This window comes from Archangium violaceum (genome assembly GCF_016859125.1).
In the GTDB taxonomy this organism is placed as follows: domain Bacteria; phylum Myxococcota; class Myxococcia; order Myxococcales; family Myxococcaceae; genus Archangium; species Archangium violaceum_A.
Window position 1 is genome coordinate 4,309,236 of sequence record NZ_CP069338.1, and the last position, 18,372, is coordinate 4,327,607.

Consider the following 18,372-nt stretch of genomic DNA (forward strand, 5'->3'; position numbering starts at 1 on the left):
TGACAAAGGATTGAAAGTGATTCCCCGCGCCGCCTGGATGGTGCAATACCAGACATGACAGGAGACGGTGGGTTGTCTTTTCGGAGGGCGGGCGGGGGTCCGAGCCCTCTTCGGCTCCGGTGCCTACCCCGTCTGCGTGGCCAGGGCTTCCGGTCCGAGTGGCAATATCAGCCGGAAGGTGGTGCCGCCGCCGGGAGGACACTCGATGCGGATGTGGCCCGAGTGGGCATCGAGGGTGCGCTGGACGATGGCGAGCCCCAGGCCGGTGCCGGTGGCCTTGGTGGTGAAGAAGGGTTTGAAGAGGCGCTCGCGCAGCTCCGGGGGGATGCCGGGGCCGGTGTCGGTGAACTCGATGATGGCGCCGGGGTACTCGTGGTAGCGGCGGGCGGTGATGCGCAACGTGCCGCCGTGGGGCATGGCCTGCACGGCGTTGAGGGCGAGGTTGAGGAAGGCCTGCCGCATCATCCGCTCGTCCACCGGGACGGGGGGCACCTCCGGGTCCAGCGCCCACTCCACGTGCACGCGGGGCTGGCCACTCGTCGCGGTGCGCACGGCCTCCTCCAGCAGGCGCGCCAGCGGGATGGGCTGCGGTTGCGGCGAGGTGGGGCGGGCGAAGTCGAGCAGGTCATCCACGAGCCGGTTGAGGCGGTTGGCCTCCTCCTCGAGGATGCTCATCAGGGTGTTCGCGGGGCCGGTGCCCGGGACGTAGCGGCGCAGGGTGGCCACGGCGTTGAAGATGGCGCCCAGGGGGTTGCGCACCTCGTGGGCCACCACGGCGGACAGCTCGCCGAGCGCGGCCAGCCGCTCGTGCTCCACCACCTGTTGCTGCGCGTGCTCGAGCTCCGTGTGGAGGCGGGCGAGCTCCTCGGCGCGCCCGCGCACCTCCTGGAGCAGCCGGTGGGACTCGATGGCGGCGGCGAAGTGGGCGCCCATGGCCTGGAGTGTCTCGAGCTCCAGGGCGGACAGCAGGCGGTGCTGGCTGAAGGTGACGACGAGCGCGCCCACCATGCGCGAGCGCACCTGGAGGGGCACCATGGCCAGGGTGGAGCGTCCGTGGTCGCGCAGGTGCTCCCGCACGGGCTCGGGGAAGTCATCGGCCTGCAGCACCAGGGGCATGCCCAGCTCCACCACGGTGCCCGCCATGCTTCCGCGGATGGGGAGCCGCCGGAAGGGCGCCACCGACGCCTCGGTGGTGCCGTGGGACCAGGCCAGCTCCAGCTCATCGCCTTTCTCGGAGCGTAGCAGGAGGACCACCGAGGCGCAGCGCAGCAGCCCGATGATCTCCTCCGTGCCCGGCTCGAAGAAGTCGCGTGGCTCCGGAGCGGTGGCGGCCACCGCGGCCAGCCGGTTGAGCGCGGCGAGCGCGGTGTTGCGCGTGGACAGCCGGGAGATGGTGTGCGCGGACTCGAGGGCGGCGGACACCTGCGCGGCGAAGAGGCGCAGCGGCGGCAACTCCTCCTCGCGCAGCCAGTCCGTGGCCACCGTCAGCAGCGCCCGGGGCCGGCCTTCCATGTCGATGCGGACGCAGATGGAGCGCAGGGGCCCCACGCGCTGCAGGTGGGCGCGCACCGGCTCGGCCCACTCCGGGCCGACGAACCGCGCCGCCTCCCAGCCGAAGTCCTCTCCATAGGCGGAGCCGTCCCGCCACGCGCGCTCCAGCATGGGGGACCAGGTGCCCGGCACATCCACCAGGTGCTGGCCGGTGAGACGTTTCTTGCCCGCGGCGGTTCTGTGGGCCACGAAGGCATGGCCCAGCCACACCCGCCCGCCATCCGGGACGAGGTAGCCGTAGGACAGCTCCAACTCGGCCAGGCCCTCGAAGACGCGGCGGAGCACCTCCTCCTCGGAGTGGAGGCCGGGCAGCGAGGCGCCGAGCGTGGCCACGCGCTGGAGCAGCTGGCGGTTGGCCACGCGATGGCTGAGGTCACGCACCAGCACCCACGTCTCCGGCCCCGACAGTGAGATGGACAGCTCCACGCGCCGCTCGCCCGTGGCGGTGCGCATCACCGTCTCGTAGGTGTCCGGGACCGGATCCCCGCGCAGCCGGCTCGCGCGCCGCTCGGCGACGAGGGGCTGCTGGTCCGTCGAGAGCATCGCGAAGGACGTGCCGCCGACCACCTCCTCGCGGGGGTGGCCGATCAGTGAGAGCAGCGCGGGGTTCGCGTAGACGATGATGCCGTCGCGGACGACGGCCAGGGCGAAAGGCAGCGTCTCCAGGTGCTGGTACGGGGCCCCCCCCACTCCGTCGTGCATCGTCACGAAGTGTACGATGTCACCTCGGACCGGTCGGGGGGAAGCGGGCCCGGGTGTTTTCCGGGCCCGGGCGGCTGGGGGTCACTGCTGGTAGTGGTTGAACTTCTCGTAGGTGCCCATGAGCTCCGTCTGGGCGAGCACGTGGCCCTCCATGGCCCGCTCCACCTGCTGCCATGTGGCATGGCCCATGTCGGGCAGCACGGTGTCCAGGGCATACAGCCGGTAGAAGTAGCGGTGACGGCCGATGGGGGGATTGGGGCCTCCGTAGCCCATCCGCTTCCAGTCGTTGAGGGCCTGGCGGGCACCGGCGGGCAGGCTCTCGGGCAGCATGGAGTCGGGAATGTCGTGGATGTTGGGCGGCAGGTTGTAGAGCACCCAGTGCACCCAGGTGGCGCGTGGGTTGCGCGGATCGGGCGCGTCGGGGTCCAGCATCACGAGCGCGAAGCTCCTCGTGCCCGGGGGCTCGCCCTGCCAGTGCAGGGGCGGGGGCAGGTCATCCCCCTCGCCGGTGTAGGCGATGGGAATGGAATCTCCATTCTGGAAGCGGGGCGAGGAAAGCTGGAACGGGATGGGCATGCCACGGTCCTCCTGACGTGTGGGAAAGGGATCCCCGTGCAAGCTGGGAACGGAGGCACCTCGCGGCGAGCGGGGCCCGGTGGGCGGGTGCGGTGCCGATCATCCTGCTCGGCGCCACTCCGGTTGCTTCCTGCCGGACGGTTCCAGCGAGGGCCTTGACCTGGTGGGACTCCCGGTGTGGAGGATGGGCCGTGGACATCTCCATCCGACGCGCCGTCCCCGAGGACGCCGAGGGCATCACCCGGGCGCACATCCAGAGCTGGCGCAGCAGCTACAGGGAGCTCCTCCCCCGGGAGGCCCTGGAGGCGCTCGACTTCGAGGAGCGGCTCTCCGGGTGGCGTCAGGGACTCGCGCAACCCGGGGCGGCGGTCTTCGTCGCCGTGGAGCCGGACACCCGGCGCATCGTGGGCCTGTGCGCCGTGGGGCACAACCGCGCGGTGCCCGAGTCGCTCCCGGACTACCGGGGCGAGCTGTACGCCCTCTATCTGGTGGACGAGGTGAAGCGGCGGGGCGTGGGCCGGGCCCTGTTCCAGCGCGGCGCGGCCTGGCTGCGGGAGAACGGGCTCGTCCCCTTCGTCCTGTGGGTGTTGAAGGACAACGCCCCGGCGCGCGGCTTCTACGAGCGGCTCGGGGGCTCGCTCGTGGGTGAGCAGCCGCTCGAGCTCAGCGGCCGTTCATTCCCGGAGGTGGCCTACGCCTGGACGGAGTGAGTGCCCTCGGGGTCGCGCACCGGGAGCCGCCGGGTGAGCACCAGCACGCCCACGAGCGCGGCGAGCACCAGCCACCCGGGCCAGCCCGTGAGGCCCACCAGCGCGGTGTCGATGGGCTTCTCCGCGTAGCCGAGCATGATGACGATGGGGCCCAGGGCGTTGAGGGAGCCATGGGCGAGCACCGCGGGCCAGATGCTGCCGGTGGCCAGCCGCATCCATCCGAGGAGGATGGAGAGCAGCACGCACACCACGGTGAAGAGGAGGACGCCGAGCACGGGGTGCTGGGGGTAGTTGTAGCCGAGCAGGATGAGGGGCGCGTGCCACAAGCCCCAGATGACGCCGCCGAGCACGAGCGCGCGCCACTGGCCGAGCGGCAGCAGCCTGGGGAGGAGGTAGCCGCGCCATCCCCACTCCTCGCCGAAGATGACGGGGAGGTTGAGGAGGGGGCCCAGCAGCGCGGCCTGCACCACCTGGATGACGAGGAGGACGTGGAGCCCGCCGAGCTTGTCGATGGCCTGCGCGGCCTGGGGAGGCAACTGCGCGAGCTGCGCGCGCAGGCCGGAGAGCCCGGTGAGATCCAGGGCGTCCGGGTAGAAGACGGCGGAGAGGAGCAGGGCCCCGAGCACCACCGCCGGGGTGCCCAGCACCGCGAGGAGGAAGAAGCGCAGCCGGTGCTGGCCGAGCCCCAGGCCCGTGTCCCGCTTGAGGGAGGGCAGGGGAGACACCCGGCGGGCGACGATGAAGGTGGCCACGGTGGGGCCGAACATGGAGAGGGCGGCGACGACCCGGAACGCGATGGGCGCCTGCTCCATCTGCGTGCCGAAGCCCAGCACGAAACCGAGGACGCAGAGCCAGGAGAAGCCGTAGGCGATGGCCACGAAGGCGGCGATGCCGCGCGTATCGAGGCGAGAGGGCGAGGCGGTAGCGGTATCCATGGTGCGGGCTCCACGCGGTCAGCGCTCGCGCACGGGCGAGGTGGAGAGGAGGAAGGAGTAGACGGCCGGCGCGAGGCCGGACACGACGAGGGCCGCGATGGCGGCGGGAGTGGAGAGGGGCGCGAGGCCCAGGGTGGCGAGCCCGCCGAGCGTCAGGCTGTAGCCGCCGAAGCGCTGGGTGCGTTGCCACACCTCGTCCGAGCGCAGGGCCCAGGGGTTGCGGAAGCCGGCGAAGGGGTTGCGGCGGAGCCGGGGGATGAGCTGGCCGGAGAGGAGCCAGGAGACGCCGCACACGAGCGCGAGCGGCGTACCGACGGCCTCCGCGCGGCCGAGGGCCACGTACAGCATGATGAGGTGCAGGGCGGTGAGCAGGGCCGCGTTGCGCAGCGCCACCATGTCCATGGGCGAGCGGGCGAGCGCGGCGCGGAGGCGGGCCGGGAGCAGGGCGCCGCCGTGGCGCAGCAGCACCCAGTTCACGAGCGCCAGCAGGGGCAGGAGGAAGGCTCCCCGGGCGCGGGGAATCCACCCGTCGGGGACGCCCCGCCAGTCGAAGTGCACGGGCACCTGCTCGGGCAGGCGGGGGTAGAGGAGGGTGGAGAGCCCCAGGCCCAGGGCGGAGAGCCCGAGGCAGGCCAGGTCCGCGTGGTTGAAGCGGGGGGATTTCATGCCTTGCCCTTCCTTCGGGTGGAGGCCTTCACCGTGGCCGTCAGCTCCATGAGCTCCGTGGCCAGGTCCTCGAGGACATTGGTCTGCAGCGTGTAGACGACATGGGTGCCGCGCTTCTCCGAGCGCACCAGCCCGGCGGACTCGAGCACCTTGAAGTGATGCGACAGGGTGGGACGGGTCAGCTCGAAGGAGGCGGCGACCTCGCCGGCGGTGAGCGAGCCCTGGCGCAGCAGCCGGAGGATGGCGCGGCGGGTGGGATCGGCGAGGGCCTCGAAGGGGCTGCGGGACGTGCGTGCCATGTTTCGATGACTATCTATTTAGATGGACGTCGAAATACAAGCGGGATGGGAAGGGAGGAGGTGTCCCCGGCTGGGTCCTCCCGCGCACCTGCGCTACAGTGGCCCGCCGTGAAGCGACTCCTGGTCCCGTTCCTTGCCCTGTTCCTGTCGTCCCTGCCCGCCGCCGCGGCGGAGCGGCTCGCGGTGCGGTTGCAGCACGGGGGCGGTCTCGGGGCGGCGGAGGCGGCGCGGGTGCTCGAGCTCTCCGAGTCGCTGGCCCGGGAGCTGACGGGCCTCGCCATCACCCGGGCCCCCGAGGGGCCGCTGTCGGGCCGCTGTGGCGCGCAGGACGCGTGCCTGCGCGCGGTGGCGGAGGAGACCCGGATGGAGCACGTGCTGGTGCTGGGCGTGGTGCCGCGGCGCCAGGGCCTGATGGATGTGGACGTGGCGTGGGTGGACACGGTGCGAGGCGGGGTGGCGCGACGCTCGGTGACGGGCGCCTCCCCGACGACGCTCATGAAGCAGCTCCGGACGGCGGTGGCGGCGTTGGTGCCGGCCTTCGCGCGCAAGGGATGGGGCGGGCTGGTGGCTCCGGGCACGGCGCGGCTGCGCGTGGACGGGCGGATGACCGAGCCGGGCTCAAGTCCATCCGGGAGAACATCCCCCTGCCTCCCCCGGATGGTGGTACCTGGGTGGTGGGCGGCAACAGCACCCCGGATGTCCAGGGGGTGCTCCGCCAGGTGCGGCGGGTGGAGCTGCTCGTCCAGCCAGCGGGCGCCGGGAGCTTCACGGCGGATTTCCACCCGGACTTCGGCTTGCCCTAGGCATTTGCCCCCCTTCTAGGTGGCGAACACCCCGGAGCGTACAAGTTGCGCGGCGCGCACCTTCAATGCTAAGCGGCGCCCGCGCGTAGGAAGGGCGGGGTGGGGCTGTTTGGATGGGAAACCCGTGGTTTTCCCGGGGGTTGTCGAGGCGATGGCGGAGAAGGTGCCCCGGGACGACAGGGAAGGGAGCGAGCTGTCGGAGACGGCCCGGCAGATGCGGGCGGCGGAGCCCTATCTCTCCGCGGTGTGGAAGCTGACGGGTGGGGCGGTGGTGGGGGTGCTGGGTGGGTACTTCCTGGACGGGTGGTTGGGGACGTCTCCCTGGTTGCTGCTGGGGTTGAGCCTGGTGGGGATCTCCGCGGGCGTCTACGGGTTCCTCCACGAGATGGCGCGGTTGGGGAAGCGCAAGCGGTGAGCGGGCACGGCGCGGACATCTTCCGGAAGCATTCCGGACTGGCGGCGGCGGCGGCGTTGGTGGGACTGGCGCTGGCGGCCTTCCTGCCGAAGGACGCGGAGTCGCGGCAGGCGGCGTTCATCGGGGTGGGGCTGGCGGCGGTGACGGGGGTGGTGGCGCTGCTGCTCAAGCGGCGGGCGGTGAGCAGGGACCTGAATGCCGCGCTGAAGGTGGTGGGGGTGGTTTTCGGGATGCGGGCGGTGGGCGTGGTGTTGGGGTTGCTGTGGGTGGTGCAGCGAGGGCTGGGGGCGGTGGCGTTCGTGGCGGGGTTCTTCGGCACCTACTTCGTGCTGCAGTGGATTGAAGTGAGCTACGTGATGGCCGCGTCCCGGGACGCGGCGGGCGGAGACGAGTGATGCGCAAGGCAATGGTTCTTCTCGTCGGTCTCATGGCGGGCGTGGCGTTCGCCGCCGCCCCCGTCCAGGACGAGCACGGCGCGGGTGGTGAGCACGGTGGCGCCGCCGCCGGGCACGAGCCGACGCACCTGGAGAAGGAAGAGGAGGACGTGGCGGGGTACATCCTCCACCACGTCTCCGACTCGAACGAGTACGAGATCGAGATTCCCCTCAGCCGGGACCACTCGGCCATCCACCTGCCGCAGTTCGGCATCCCCCTGCGCGGGGGCGTGTCATGCGCGCCGCGCGACACGGGCCACGGCATGGCCGTCCCCGGCTTGTCCGAGGGCTGCCTGGACCTCTCCATCACCAAGCACACGGTGATGATGTGGCTGGCGGCGCTGCTGCTCATCGGTTCGCTGCTGCTCTTCAGCAACCGGGACAAGACGAAGTTGGTGCCCCGCGGGACCGCGGCCAACCTCTTCGAGATGCTCGTGCTCTTCGTGCGTGACGAGCTGGCCATCAAGAACATCGGCAAGGAGGAGGGCCCGCGCTACACGCCCTACCTGCTGACGGCGTTCTTCTTCATCCTCTTCATGAACCTGCTGGGCCTGTTCCCCTGGATGGCGACGGCCACCGGCAACATCGCCGTCACGCTCGGCCTGGCGCTGTGCACCTTCGTCATCACCCAGATGGCGGGCATCCGCGCCGCGGGCCTCGGTGGCTACCTGGCCCACCTCACCGGCGGCGTGGCCCCCTGGCTGTGGCCCATCATGATTCCGGTGGAGTTCCTGGGCCTGTTCACCAAGCCCTTCGCGCTCACCATCCGTCTCTTCGCCAACATGCTGGCGGGCCACATCGTCATCTTCTTCCTGCTCGGCCTCATCTTCATGCTGGGCCACCCGGCGGTGGCGCTGGTGAGCGTGCCCTTCGCCATGGGCATCTACCTGCTGGAGCTCTTCGTGGCCTTCGTGCAGGCCTACGTCTTCACCATGCTCTCGGCGCTCTTCATCGGCATGGGCGTGGCCATGGGCCACCACGGCCACGAGCACGCCGACGCGCATGGCAAGGAGACGGGCCACAGCCACGACCATGGCAAGGCCCACATGCTGGGCTCCTGAGTTCCTTCACTGAGTTGGCGGGGCCCTGGTGTCCGGGGCCCCGGTGAGTACCCGGCGATTCGAAAGGTCGCCGGAGGTCGTCCCAAAGGGCAGCAACGACCCCCCCACAAGCGGGTCCCCTCCGAAGAAAGAAGAAGCACTCCCATGACCAACGTCGCTCTCGCCTTCCTCGCCGCCGGTATCGGTGCCGGCCTCTCCATCATCGGCGCCGCCCTGGGCATCGGCCGTCTGGCCGCCGCCGCCATGGACGCCACGGGCCGTCAGCCGGCCGCCGGCGGTGACATCCGCACCACCATGATCATCGCCGCGGCCCTCATCGAAGGCGCCACGCTGTTCGCGCTGGTCGTCTGCATCCTGCTCGCCATCAAGGTCTGATTCAGGCCGTCGAGTAGGACCCCGGGTCCGGCGCTTTCTCGCTTCTGGCGGGGAGCGCCGGCCCTCGCAGCATCCGTAGAACCGTTTCTGGCCGTACCGCCGTAACCCTGACGCCGTACCTCCGAAGGCCGCCATGCTCCTGCCCAACGTTCTCGCCGCCAGCAGCTTCGTGGAGGTCCGCCCGGGCCTCATCTTCTGGACCCTCGTCACCTTCATCATCGTGGCCCTCATCCTGCGCTGGAAGGCCTGGGGCCCCATCCTGTCGCTCGTGGAGGAGCGCGAGAAGCAGATCGCCAGCTCCATCGAGGCGGCCAAGCGTGAGCGCGCCGAGGCCGAGAAGCTGCTCGCCGAGCAGAAGACGGCCATCGCCGAGGCCCGCCGCGAGGCCCAGGAGATGCTCCGCCGCAACCAGCAGGAGGTGGAGAAGTTCCGCGAGGAGCTGATGGCCAGGAGCCGCAAGGAGGCCGACGAGTTCAAGGCGTCCGCGCAGCGTGAAATCCAGGAGCAGAAGTCCAAGGCCATCGCCGAGGTGAAGGCCATGGCGGTGGACCTGGCCATGGATGTGGCGGGCAAGCTCATCAACGAGCGCATGGACGACAGCAAGCAGCGCGCGCTGGCGGAGCAGTTCGTGCAGGGCCTGCCGGCCAAGGGCTCGTCCACGCCTCGGGCGTAGCCGACCGGATTTCCGGGTCCGCGTACCGCTGTTCAGGAATCCAATATGGCGCTTTCCATCGGCATCGTCGGTCTGCCCAACGTGGGCAAGTCCACCCTCTTCAACGCGCTCTCGGCGGCGGGGGCCCAGGCGGCCAACTACCCGTTCTGCACCATCGAGCCCAACGTGGGCGTGGTGCCGGTGCCGGACGATCGGCTGGAGAAGCTGACGGCGCTGGTGAAGCCGCTCAAGAAGATCCCCACCTCGCTCGAGTTCGTGGACATCGCGGGCCTGGTGCGTGGCGCCTCGAAGGGCGAGGGACTGGGCAACCAGTTCCTGGCCAACATCCGCCAGGTGGACGCGGTGCTGCACGTGCTGCGCTGCTTCGAGGACGACAACATCACCCACGTCGAGGGCGGCGTGGATCCGGTGCGAGACCGGGACGTGGTGGACACCGAGCTCTGCCTGAAGGACCTGGAGACGGTGGAGAAGCGCCGCGAGCGCGCGCAGAAGAACGCGAAGATGGGCGGCAAGGCGGGCGACGAGGCCAAGGCCGAGCTGGCGCTGCTGGACCGCGTCAAGGCGGGGCTGGACTCGGGCATCACGGTGCGCGGGCAGAAGCTGACGGCCGAAGAGCATGCGGCCATCCGCGAGCTCTTCCTGCTGACGGACAAGCCGGTGCTGTACGTGGCGAACATCAGCGAGAAGCAGATCGGCAAGGAGGACGCCGACCCGTACGTGAAGGCGGTGCGGGAGATGGCGGCGAAGGAGGGCGCGGGGGTGGTGGTGCTGGCGGCGGCGATGGAGTCGGAGATCCAGCAGTTGCCCGAGGAGGAGCGTCCGGGCTTCCTGGAGAGCGCGGGCCTGACGGAGCCGGGTCTGCACAAGGTGGTGCGAGAGGGCTACAAGCTGCTGGGCCTGCAGACGTACTTCACGGTGGGCGAGCAGGAGTGCCGGGCGTGGACGATCCACAAGGGTGACAAAGCGCCGCAGGCGGCGGGGGTCATCCACTCGGACTTCGAGCGCGGCTTCATCAAGGCCGAGGTGATGAGGTGGGAAGACCTCATCAAGTACGGGAGCGAGTCGGCGGTGAAGGAGAAGGGCCTGTTGCGAGTGGAAGGCAAGGAGTACGTGGTGCAGGACGGTGACTGCATGCACTTCCGCTTCAACGTGTAACCACCCCTCTCCCCCTGGGAGAGGGACGGGGTGAGGGTCTACGAGAGGGTGCCATGAGGACCGAGGAGGTCCCGGGCACCCTCTTCGCTTGGCGGGGGCACGAGAGCTACGGAGCCCCACGCAGGGCGGTATAGACCCACAGGCCAACGGCGAGCGCGGCGACGAAGGTGGAGAGGATGGCGGCGCGGCGGGAGCGACCCTCGTCGGGGTACTTCCGGGCGCGCAGCCACATGCCGCCCACGCGCACGACGACGAAGAACGCGAGCAGGACCACGCCAATCCACTGCCAGCCCGGGGGGCGGGTGAGGGCCACGGCCCAGGCGGCGATGAAGGCGAGGTTACCGAGCAGCAGCACCAGCTGGAGGCGCAGGAAGGGGCTCATGGAGTGCTCCGGTAGGGCGCGCGGGGAGCGGAGTCCAGCGCATTGTCATTCGCCGTGCGCCCGGTGACAGCTGCCCCCACGTAGCGAGCCCTTGGGCGAAGCACGTGTCCCTGCTCACGCTGCTCCAGCACGTGCGCCACCCAGCCCGCCGCGCGCCCCACCGCGAACAGCGCCGCCGCCGCTCCCGGGGGCAACTCCAGCGCCGATGCCAGCGCCACCAGCCCGAAGTCCACCGTCGGTGCAGGGTGCCCCGCCTCGCGCATCGTCTCCTCCACCGCTCGCAGCATCCGCACGCCTGGCGTTTCCGGACGGAACGCATACGCCGCCTCCAGCAACGGCGGCGTGCGGGGATCTCCCTCCGGATACAGCCTGTGGCCGAAGCCCGGCACCGACTCGCCCCGCCGCAGGCGCTCGTGCACCACCGTGCGTGCCCGCTCTGGCTTGCCCACCTCCTGCAATAGCGCCTCGATGCGATCGCACGCGCCCCCGTGCTTCGGACCCGAGAGCGCCGCCAGTGCCGCGCTCACGCACGCATACAGATCCGCTCCCGACGATGCCGTCACCCGCGCAGCGAAGGTGGACACGTTCAGCTCATGATCCGCGCACAGCACCAGCGCCCGGTTCAACACCTCCGGCGCCCGCTTCGCCGTCGCGCCCCAGGCCACCGCCAGCGAGGCCGCTACCGTCTCCTCCCTCAGGGCCCTGGCCACTCGCCCCGGTGCATGCGCGGCGCACACCCAGGCCGCCAGGTGCCGCAGCAGGCGTTGCCCCCGCAGCCGCTCCTGCTCCGCCGGAGCCGCGAAGCGCACCTCGTCCCAGGCCCCCAGCAGTGGCACCACCGCCAGCAGCACCGCTAGCGGCGGCGAGCGCTTCGGCAACAACTCCGCCACCGCCGAGGGCGCGAAGGGCAGCTCCGGCGAGGGCCATCGCACCGGCTCCGTTGGCAGGGCTCCCGTCCAGAGCAGCTCCGCCACGTCCTCGAGGCTCCGCCCCTCCACCGCGAGCCGCACCGCCGCATGGCCCCGGTACGCCAGTCCCTCCGTCCCCACCGTCGACACCGCCGAGTCGATGACGGGCTCGCCCCAGCGCAGCGCTCCCGCCGCCACCGCCGCGTGCCCCGCCCGCGCGTCGTGCCGGGCCTTCAGCCGCTCGAGGTCCGCCCGGACGTACCGGTTCTCCTTCGTCCCCGGCTCGGGCACGCACCGCACCAGGCCCCGGCTCACGTACGTGTAGAGCGTCGCCCGCTTCACCCCCAGCAGCTGTGCCGCCTCCGCCGCGGACAGCAACTCCTCATGTCGACTGTCGAATCGAGATTGAGCCTTCGGCTCCCTCGCCTTAACCATTCGTTTTGTCTCCCAGAGCGCATTGTCGACTCGACTCGATGACACGTCGAGATGCGTCGCCAGGCGCTGGACCACCATGCCCACCCGGGCGTAGACCCTCACCCCAGCCCTCTCCCAGAGGGAGAGGGAGTTCATCCCCGTCATGGCTCATCACCACATCGTCAACTCGCAGGACCTCCCCTGGACCGAGACCACCCGTGGCTCCCGCGTCGCCATCCGCCGCAAGCAGCTCGGAGCCGCCGCCCATGGACAGAAGCTCGGGTGCAGCCTCCTCGAGCTCCTCCCTGGCAAACAGTCCTGGCCCCGCCACTACCACCTCGCCAATGAGGAGGCCCTCTTCTTCCTCGAGGGCTCCGGCAAGCTGCGGCTCGGCGACGAGACCGTACCCGTGAAGGCAGGGGACTACGTCGCGCTCCCCGCCGGGCCCGCGTGCGCGCACCAGCTCATCAACGACGGGGAGCAGCCGCTGCGCTACCTCGCCTTCTCCACCATGCTCGAGCCCGACGTCATCGTGTACCCGGACTCCAACAAGGTGGGCGTGCTCGCCGGGGCCGCTCCCGGGGGCAACAAGGCCGCGCGCACCCTCGAGGCCTACCTGCCCCTGACCGCTCAGGTGGGTTACTGGGACGGCGAGGAGGGTTGAGCCCTGGGGAGACGCCGTGGCACCCTCGCGTCCCATGGCCTCCCTCCTCGACTCGCTCGAACGTTCGCGCCTCCTCAAGGACCGGGACGCGGCCCGGGAGGTGCTCAACCCCGCGGAGCCTCCTCATGTCTCCCTCCTGCGCCTGTGCGACGTGGGTCTCCTCGAGGGCGGCCTCACCGTGTCGTTCGGCGTGCGGCCCGATGAGCTCGTGGGGCCTCTCACGCTGGCCATGGGCGGGGCCGCGCGGCGCTTCAAGGTCGTCGACGTGCGCGAGCGCCCCGTCCTGGAACTCCACGTCCTCGCGGGCGAGACGTCCGAGCGCTGGGAGGTGGAGGACCTCGCGGCGCTCGTGCACAACCTCAACGACCTCTACCTAGAAGCCCCGGACGTGCGCGCCGTCACCGTGCTCGGCGAGTGGAACGACGCGCTCCAGTTGCTGTGCGTGGAGAAGCGCGCGCTCCCTCGGCTCCTGCGCGAGCGCTTCTTCCAGCCCTACAACCGCGATGCGCTGGAGCGCATGATGGAGAAGCGCTGAGCCGCGGCCTGGAGTCGTTCCAGGCCGGCCACGCTACTCGTCGTCGCCCAGGAGTCCGCCGAGCCCCACTCCGCCCAGCACACTGCCCTCACCGCGCGCGCCGCCCGGCGTCGCCGCGGAGAGGATGCGCCCGGCCAGCCGGCTCAGCGGCAGTGACTGCAACCACACCCTGCCCGGGCCTCGCAGCGTGGCGAAGAAGAGACCCTCGCCTCCGAAGAAGGCCGTCTTGATGCCGCCCACCATCTGGATGTCGTAGTCCACCGTCGGCTGGAAGGCGACGATGCAGCCCGTGTCCACCCGCAGCACCTCGCCCGGCTTCAGGTCTCGTGAGTACACCGTGCCGCCCGCGTGGATGAAGGCCAGTCCATCCCCCTGCAGGCGCTGCATGATGAAGCCCTCGCCGCCGAACAGGCCCGTGCCCAGCTTCCGCTGGAAGGCGATGCCCACCGACACGCCCTTCGCCGCCGCCAGGAAGCTGTCCTTCTGGGTGATGAGCTCTCCTCCCATCTCCCCGAGCTTCACCGGGATGATCTTCCCGGGGTAGGGCGCGCCGAAGGCCACCTTCCGCTTGCCGCTCCCGCGGTTGTGGAAGACGGTCATGAAGAGGGACTCGCCCGTCAGCAGCCGCTTTCCCGCGCCCATCAACGCGCCGAAGAAGCCGCTTTTCTTCTCGGAGCCGTCACCGAAGACGGTCTCCATCTCGATGCCGTCCTCCATGTACATGAGCCCACCCGCCTCGGCCACCGCCGCCTCGTTCGGGTCCAGCTCTACCTCCACGAACTGCATCTCGCTGCCGTGGATACGGAAATCCACCTCGTGCATCTGCGCCATGGTTGGGGTCCCTCCGTCGGGAAAAGAGACGCGCGAACCATAACCAGGAGCGCTGGCACTTCAACTCGCCAGTGGCGCCAGCTCCGCACCCGTGGACTCTCGCCCGCCGAGTTTCTTGCGCTCGAGGTACCAGCGGCGGAAGGCCAGCGTGGCCCGGTCCGTCGCCACGCTGCGCTCCTCGGAGACCGGCGGCGACTCGACGGGATCGCTCGACTCCACCACCGCCTGGTCCTCGCGAAGGATGCGCTTGTTGTAGCGATCGAGCACGGCCGCGAGCGGCTGGAGCTTCAGGAAGTCACGCGTGCTCACCAGCATCATCCGCGTATGGGTCGCATCCACCGGCACGCACCACATGTGCAGGCGCATGAGGCGATTCGGGATGGGGATGTGCAGCGCCATGCCATTGGGCCGTAGCCACTCCAGCGCCGCGGACGAGGGCCCTCCGTCCAGGCTCCACGAGGTGCGGAAGCCCGTGGGCGTGGGGTGCTCCTCCATCTCCATCTTCGAGTCCGGCTTCATCCGCCGCCACAGACTTCCGCCAATGGTGCGCCGGTGCACGAAGGGCAGGTGCGGCGAGTCCAGCATGTTCTCCATCGCCCGCGTCCAGTGCGCGTTCCACGTCTCGGCGTAGTGCCACACGTGGATGCCGGGCTGCTCCATCACCGAGGGCATGGACAGCTCTTCCGGGGCCTCCGTGCCCGGATGCGTATAGAGCCAGATGAGGCCGCCACGCTCCTGCACGGGGAAGGCGGTGGCGGAGAAGCGCTGGCGCTTCTCCTGGGGCATGGGGTTGAGCGGGATGTGCGTGCACGAGCCGCCCGACGCGAAGCGCCACCCGTGGAAGGGACACTCCAGGCACCCGTCCTTGCCCACCTTCCCGAGGGACAGCTTCACGCCCCGGTGAGGGCACCGGTCGTGCAGCGCCGACACCCGGCCCTCGTTGTCCCGGAAGAGCACGATGCGCTCCGAGGCGAGCGTCAGCCCGAGTGGCGCCTTGCCCACCTCTTTCGACATCGCCACCGGCGTCCACAGGTTCGCGATGCCCTCGTCGGCGAAACCGTCCAACATGGTGTCCTCCAGCACGTCCCCCACGCTGGATAGAATATTCAGACTGGCTTATTTAATTTCAAGTCGAAATCAGGCGGGACATCGGCGGGTGGACTCCCAGGAGGTGGATTCCATACCCCATTTGGATTATTCAATCCACATGGCCCGGATGAAGGGAAGCCGCAACGCGGACTACGAGAAGGAGCGGGAGCGTCTGCTCGAGGAGGTTCGCTTGCGTCTGCTCGCTTCGGACGGGGCCCAGACGAGCTTCCGGGAGCTCGCCGAGGTGGCTGGGGTGAGTGTGGCCACACTGCGGCACTACTTCGGCTCGCGCGAGGCCCTGCTGGCGGATGTGATGGCGGACATGCACCGGCGGGGCCTGCCGTACCTGCTCGCCGCGGCCACGGAGATACGAGGCCCGGTTCGGGAGTCGCTCCAGTGGTTCCTCGAGTCACTCCTCACGGGCTGGCGCATGGGGGTGGGAGCGGTGCATGCCTTCGGGCTCACCGCGGGCGTGGGCCACGAGACGCTCGGGCCGGTGTACGTGAAGGAGTTGCTGGAGCCCACGCTCCAGGCGGCGGAGGCGCGGCTGTCGCGGCACATCGCGGACGGGGAGTTGCGGCACTGTGACGTGCGCCACGCCGCGCTGGAGCTGGTGTGCCCGGTGGTGCTCGGGCTGCTGCACCAGGTGCAGCTCTCGGGGGCGAACTGCCGACCGCTGAACGTGGAGCGCTTCCTGGAGGACCACCTGGAGACGTTCCTCCGCGCCTACGTCGTGTCTCCCGAGTAAAGAGAGCGCACGACGGAGAAGCCCCACCAGGGGAAGGATGGCGAAATGAACCGCACCGTGGATGTGACGACGTCCTATGTCGCCAGCGTGGCCCGGCTCGGGCTGGGCATGCGCGTGAGCGCGCTCGGCAGGCGCCCCGAGAAGCCGCTGGAGCTCTACGAGTTCGAGAACTGCCCCTTCTGCCGCAAGGTCCGCGAGGCCCTCAGCCTGCTCGACCTGGAGGCCTTCATCTACCCATGCCCCAAGGGCGGCACCCGCTTCCGCCCTCGCGCCGTGGAACTGGGCGGCAAGCAGCAGTTCCCCTATCTCGTGGACCCGAACACCGGTCAGCGCATGTACGAGTCCAACGCCATCGTTCGATACCTCTTCGAGACGTATGGTGATGGCAGGGTGCCCATCGCGTTGGCGCTCGGGCCGCTCACCATGGTCGGCTCCGTACTCGCGTCGTGGTCACGTGGGTTCGGTGGTGCGCTGGCCCGGCCGAGCCGCGCCCCGGCGCAGCCGCTGGAGCTGTGGAGCTACGAGGCGTCCCCCTACTGTCGCATCGTCCGCGAGGCGCTCTGCCGGCTGGAGTTGCCGTACCTGCTGCACAACGTGGCCAATGGCAGCCCACGCCGCCCGGACTTCGTCGCTCGCTCGGGCCGGATGATGGTCCCCTTCCTCTCCGATCCCAACACCGGCACGGCGATGTTCGAGTCCGCCGACATCGTCGCCTACCTGGAGAAGACCTACGGCGCACCGCGCTGACCTCCGCCACGAACGCACCTCGTCTTCCAATCGGTGTAGGCTGCCACCCCTCGCCAATCTGGCATGTGAAGGAGCGATACACCGATGGCCGCGCAGACGATGGAGCAGTTGGTTTCCCTGTGTAAGCGCCGGGGATTCATCTTTCCTGGCTCGGCGGTCTACGGCGGTCTTCAGGGGACCTACGACTACGGTCCGCTCGGCGTCGAGCTGAAGAACAACCTCAAGCTCGCCTGGTGGCGCGCCAACGTCTGGGAGCGCGAGGACATGGAGGGGATCGACGCGGCGATCCTCATGAACAAGCTGACCTGGCGCTACTCCGGCCACGAAGAGACCTTCGTGGACCCGATGGTCGACTGCAAGAACTGCAAGATGCGGTGGCGCGCGGATCAGATCTCCGGCAAGTGCCCCAACTGCGCGTCGACGGAGCTCACCGAGCCGCGTCCGTTCAACCTGATGTTCAAGACGCAGATCGGCCCGGTGCCGGACCCCGAGTCGTTCTCGTACCTGCGGCCCGAGACCGCGCAGGGCATCTTCGTCAACTTCAAGCACGTCCTCGACTCCACGTCGCGCAAGCTCCCGTTCGGCATCGCGCAGATCGGCAAGGCGTTCCGCAACGAAATCACCCCGCGCAACTTCATCTTCCGCGTCCGCGAGTTCGAGCAGATGGAGATCGAGTTCTTCGTCCGCCCGGGTGAGGACGAGGGGTGGCACAAGAAGTGGGTGGAGGATCGGATCAACTGGTGGCTGTCCGTGGGCCTGTCCCGGGAGAACCTCGTGCCGTACCACCAGAAGCCCGAGGAGCTCGCCCACTACGCCAAGGCGACGGTGGACCTGCTCTACCGCTTCCCGCACGGTCTGGAAGAGCTCGAGGGCATCGCCAACCGCACCGACTACGACCTGGGCTCGCACAGCAAGGACCAGGGCTCGCTCGGGTTGAAGGCGCGCGTCAGCCCCAACTCGCACAGCACCGACAAGCTCTCGTACTTCGACCCCGAGACGAAGCAGCACGTGGTGCCCTTCGTCATCGAGCCGTCGGCCGGCGTGGATCGCGGGGTGCTCGCGCTCTTGAGCGAGGCCTACGCGGAGGAGCAGGTGAAGCCCGCCCCGGCGGACCGCCTGAAGCCGGTGGAAGAGGCGCTCGGCACGTTCCTCAAGTCGGTGGGCCGCAATGAGAAGATTCCGGCCCAGGCGAAGGAGGCCCTCATCGCCGAGGGCGAGCGGATCGCCCAGGCGCTCGGCGAGCGGCTGCCGTCCATCGCGGGGCTCCTGTCGATGCCCGGCGCGGAGAGCATCGAGGTGGCGAAGAAGCTGCGCGGCCAGGTGGACCCGGTGGTCGACGAGTTCTATCGGACGGTGCTGCACTTCAAGCCGCACCTGGCGCCCATCAAGGTGGCGGTGCTTCCGCTCAAGAAGAACCACCCGGAGATCGTCAGCACCGCGAAGATCATCCGCAGGAAGCTCCAGTCGACCGGCGCGATGCGCATCGTCTACGACGACACCGGCGCGATTGGAAAGCTCTACCGGCGCCAGGACGAAATCGGCACGCCGTTCTGCATCACGGTCGACTTCGACACGCTCGGTGAGGGCAAGGACACGGCCCTCAAGGACACCGTCACCGTGCGCCACCGCGACAGCATGGCGCAGGAGCGCGTCGCCATCTCCGAGCTCGAGACCTACCTGCGAGAGAAGATGCAGTAGA

22 protein-coding genes are annotated in these 18,372 nt (G+C 69.7%); 13 read left to right on the plus strand and 9 right to left on the minus strand.

The window, feature by feature from the left end; all coding sequences use genetic code 11:
* Positions 1-123: 123 nt before the first annotated feature.
* Entirely contained in the window at positions 124-2,253 is a 2,130-nt protein-coding gene (locus JQX13_RS18535) for an ATP-binding protein (protein ID WP_203412081.1), read from the minus strand.
* Positions 2,254-2,334: 81 nt separating this feature from the next.
* Entirely contained in the window at positions 2,335-2,829 is a 495-nt protein-coding gene (locus JQX13_RS18540; RefSeq protein ID WP_203410304.1) for a YbhB/YbcL family Raf kinase inhibitor-like protein, read from the minus strand.
* Positions 2,830-3,020: 191 nt separating this feature from the next.
* Between JQX13_RS18540 and JQX13_RS18545 the strand changes: the two genes are divergently transcribed.
* Positions 3,021-3,539 carry a GNAT family N-acetyltransferase gene (locus JQX13_RS18545; protein WP_203410305.1) on the plus strand — a complete coding sequence of 173 codons (519 nt, stop codon included), beginning with the start codon at positions 3,021-3,023 and terminating at the stop codon, positions 3,537-3,539.
* Here JQX13_RS18545 and JQX13_RS18550 read toward each other — a convergent pair.
* From JQX13_RS18550 to JQX13_RS18560, 3 genes are read right to left on the minus strand one after another with little or no spacing between them, the layout of a single operon-like run.
* Entirely contained in the window at positions 3,521-4,474 is a 954-nt protein-coding gene (locus JQX13_RS18550) for a CPBP family intramembrane glutamic endopeptidase (protein WP_203410306.1), read from the minus strand. The two genes, JQX13_RS18545 and JQX13_RS18550, sit on opposite strands and share 19 nt — an antisense overlap.
* Before the next feature lie 18 nt (positions 4,475-4,492).
* A complete protein-coding gene (locus JQX13_RS18555) occupies positions 4,493-5,140 on the minus strand; it encodes a DUF1648 domain-containing protein (RefSeq protein WP_203410307.1) in 648 nt (215 codons plus the stop codon).
* On the minus strand, positions 5,137-5,439 hold the full coding sequence (locus tag JQX13_RS18560) for an autorepressor SdpR family transcription factor (protein ID WP_203410308.1): 303 nt from the start codon (positions 5,437-5,439) through the stop codon (positions 5,137-5,139). Before JQX13_RS18560 ends, JQX13_RS18555 begins: the two co-directional genes overlap by 4 nt.
* A gap of 428 nt (positions 5,440-5,867) precedes the next feature.
* Between JQX13_RS18560 and JQX13_RS18565 the strand changes: the two genes are divergently transcribed.
* The 7 genes from JQX13_RS18565 to ychF all read left to right on the plus strand — a co-directional run bounded on the left by JQX13_RS18565 (position 5,868) and on the right by ychF (position 10,355).
* Positions 5,868-6,242: a hypothetical protein gene (locus tag JQX13_RS18565; protein WP_203410309.1), complete on the plus strand. Its 375-nt coding sequence runs from the start codon at positions 5,868-5,870 to the stop codon at positions 6,240-6,242.
* 151 nt (positions 6,243-6,393) lie between these two features.
* The gene (locus tag JQX13_RS18570) at positions 6,394-6,657 is read left to right on the plus strand and encodes an AtpZ/AtpI family protein (protein WP_203412082.1); all 264 of its coding nucleotides are present in this window, start codon (positions 6,394-6,396) and stop codon (positions 6,655-6,657) included.
* The gene (locus JQX13_RS18575) at positions 6,654-7,052 is read left to right on the plus strand and encodes a hypothetical protein (RefSeq protein ID WP_203410310.1); all 399 of its coding nucleotides are present in this window, start codon (positions 6,654-6,656) and stop codon (positions 7,050-7,052) included. Before JQX13_RS18570 ends, JQX13_RS18575 begins: the two co-directional genes overlap by 4 nt.
* Before the next feature lie 32 nt (positions 7,053-7,084).
* Positions 7,085-8,152, plus strand: a complete 1,068-nt coding sequence (atpB, locus tag JQX13_RS18580; protein ID WP_430384208.1) for a F0F1 ATP synthase subunit A — start codon at positions 7,085-7,087, stop codon at positions 8,150-8,152.
* 144 nt (positions 8,153-8,296) lie between these two features.
* A complete protein-coding gene (locus JQX13_RS18585; RefSeq protein WP_203410312.1) occupies positions 8,297-8,527 on the plus strand; it encodes an ATP synthase F0 subunit C in 231 nt (76 codons plus the stop codon).
* Positions 8,528-8,660: 133 nt separating this feature from the next.
* Positions 8,661-9,200, plus strand: a complete 540-nt coding sequence (atpF, locus tag JQX13_RS18590; RefSeq protein ID WP_203410313.1) for a F0F1 ATP synthase subunit B — start codon at positions 8,661-8,663, stop codon at positions 9,198-9,200.
* Positions 9,201-9,245: 45 nt separating this feature from the next.
* Entirely contained in the window at positions 9,246-10,355 is a 1,110-nt protein-coding gene (gene ychF / locus JQX13_RS18595; RefSeq protein WP_203410314.1) for a redox-regulated ATPase YchF, read from the plus strand.
* Between the two features lie 106 nt (positions 10,356-10,461).
* Here ychF and JQX13_RS18600 read toward each other — a convergent pair whose 3' ends face one another.
* Positions 10,462-10,737 (minus strand): hypothetical protein, encoded by a 276-nt coding sequence (locus JQX13_RS18600; protein WP_203410315.1) that lies wholly within the window; start codon positions 10,735-10,737, stop codon positions 10,462-10,464.
* Positions 10,734-12,080: a citrate synthase family protein gene (locus JQX13_RS18605; protein ID WP_203410316.1), complete on the minus strand. Its 1,347-nt coding sequence runs from the start codon at positions 12,078-12,080 to the stop codon at positions 10,734-10,736. The genes JQX13_RS18600 and JQX13_RS18605 overlap by 4 nt, the downstream gene beginning before the upstream one ends.
* A 142-nt stretch (positions 12,081-12,222) precedes the next feature.
* Here JQX13_RS18605 and JQX13_RS18610 point away from each other — a divergent pair, with 142 nt between their 5' ends.
* A complete protein-coding gene (locus tag JQX13_RS18610) occupies positions 12,223-12,723 on the plus strand; it encodes a cupin domain-containing protein (protein ID WP_203410317.1) in 501 nt (166 codons plus the stop codon).
* A 34-nt stretch (positions 12,724-12,757) separates the two neighbouring features.
* Positions 12,758-13,258, plus strand: a complete 501-nt coding sequence (locus tag JQX13_RS18615) for a hypothetical protein (protein WP_203412083.1) — start codon at positions 12,758-12,760, stop codon at positions 13,256-13,258.
* Positions 13,259-13,291: 33 nt separating this feature from the next.
* Here JQX13_RS18615 and JQX13_RS18620 read toward each other — a convergent pair whose 3' ends face one another.
* Positions 13,292-14,089: a TIGR00266 family protein gene (locus tag JQX13_RS18620; protein ID WP_203410318.1), complete on the minus strand. Its 798-nt coding sequence runs from the start codon at positions 14,087-14,089 to the stop codon at positions 13,292-13,294.
* A 60-nt stretch (positions 14,090-14,149) separates the two neighbouring features.
* Positions 14,150-15,157, minus strand: coding sequence for an aromatic ring-hydroxylating oxygenase subunit alpha (locus JQX13_RS18625; RefSeq protein ID WP_203410319.1), 1,008 nt, complete (start codon positions 15,155-15,157; stop codon positions 14,150-14,152).
* Positions 15,158-15,296: 139 nt separating this feature from the next.
* Here JQX13_RS18625 and JQX13_RS18630 point away from each other — a divergent pair, with 139 nt between their 5' ends.
* The 3 genes from JQX13_RS18630 (at position 15,297) to JQX13_RS18640 (ending at position 18,371) form a co-directional block, all read left to right on the plus strand.
* On the plus strand, positions 15,297-15,926 hold the full coding sequence (locus JQX13_RS18630; RefSeq protein ID WP_203410320.1) for a TetR/AcrR family transcriptional regulator: 630 nt from the start codon (positions 15,297-15,299) through the stop codon (positions 15,924-15,926).
* A gap of 45 nt (positions 15,927-15,971) precedes the next feature.
* Positions 15,972-16,673, plus strand: a complete 702-nt coding sequence (locus JQX13_RS18635; RefSeq protein WP_203410321.1) for a glutathione S-transferase N-terminal domain-containing protein — start codon at positions 15,972-15,974, stop codon at positions 16,671-16,673.
* A gap of 84 nt (positions 16,674-16,757) precedes the next feature.
* On the plus strand, positions 16,758-18,371 hold the full coding sequence (locus tag JQX13_RS18640) for a glycine--tRNA ligase (protein ID WP_203410322.1): 1,614 nt from the start codon (positions 16,758-16,760) through the stop codon (positions 18,369-18,371).
* Position 18,372 lies beyond the last annotated feature (1 nt).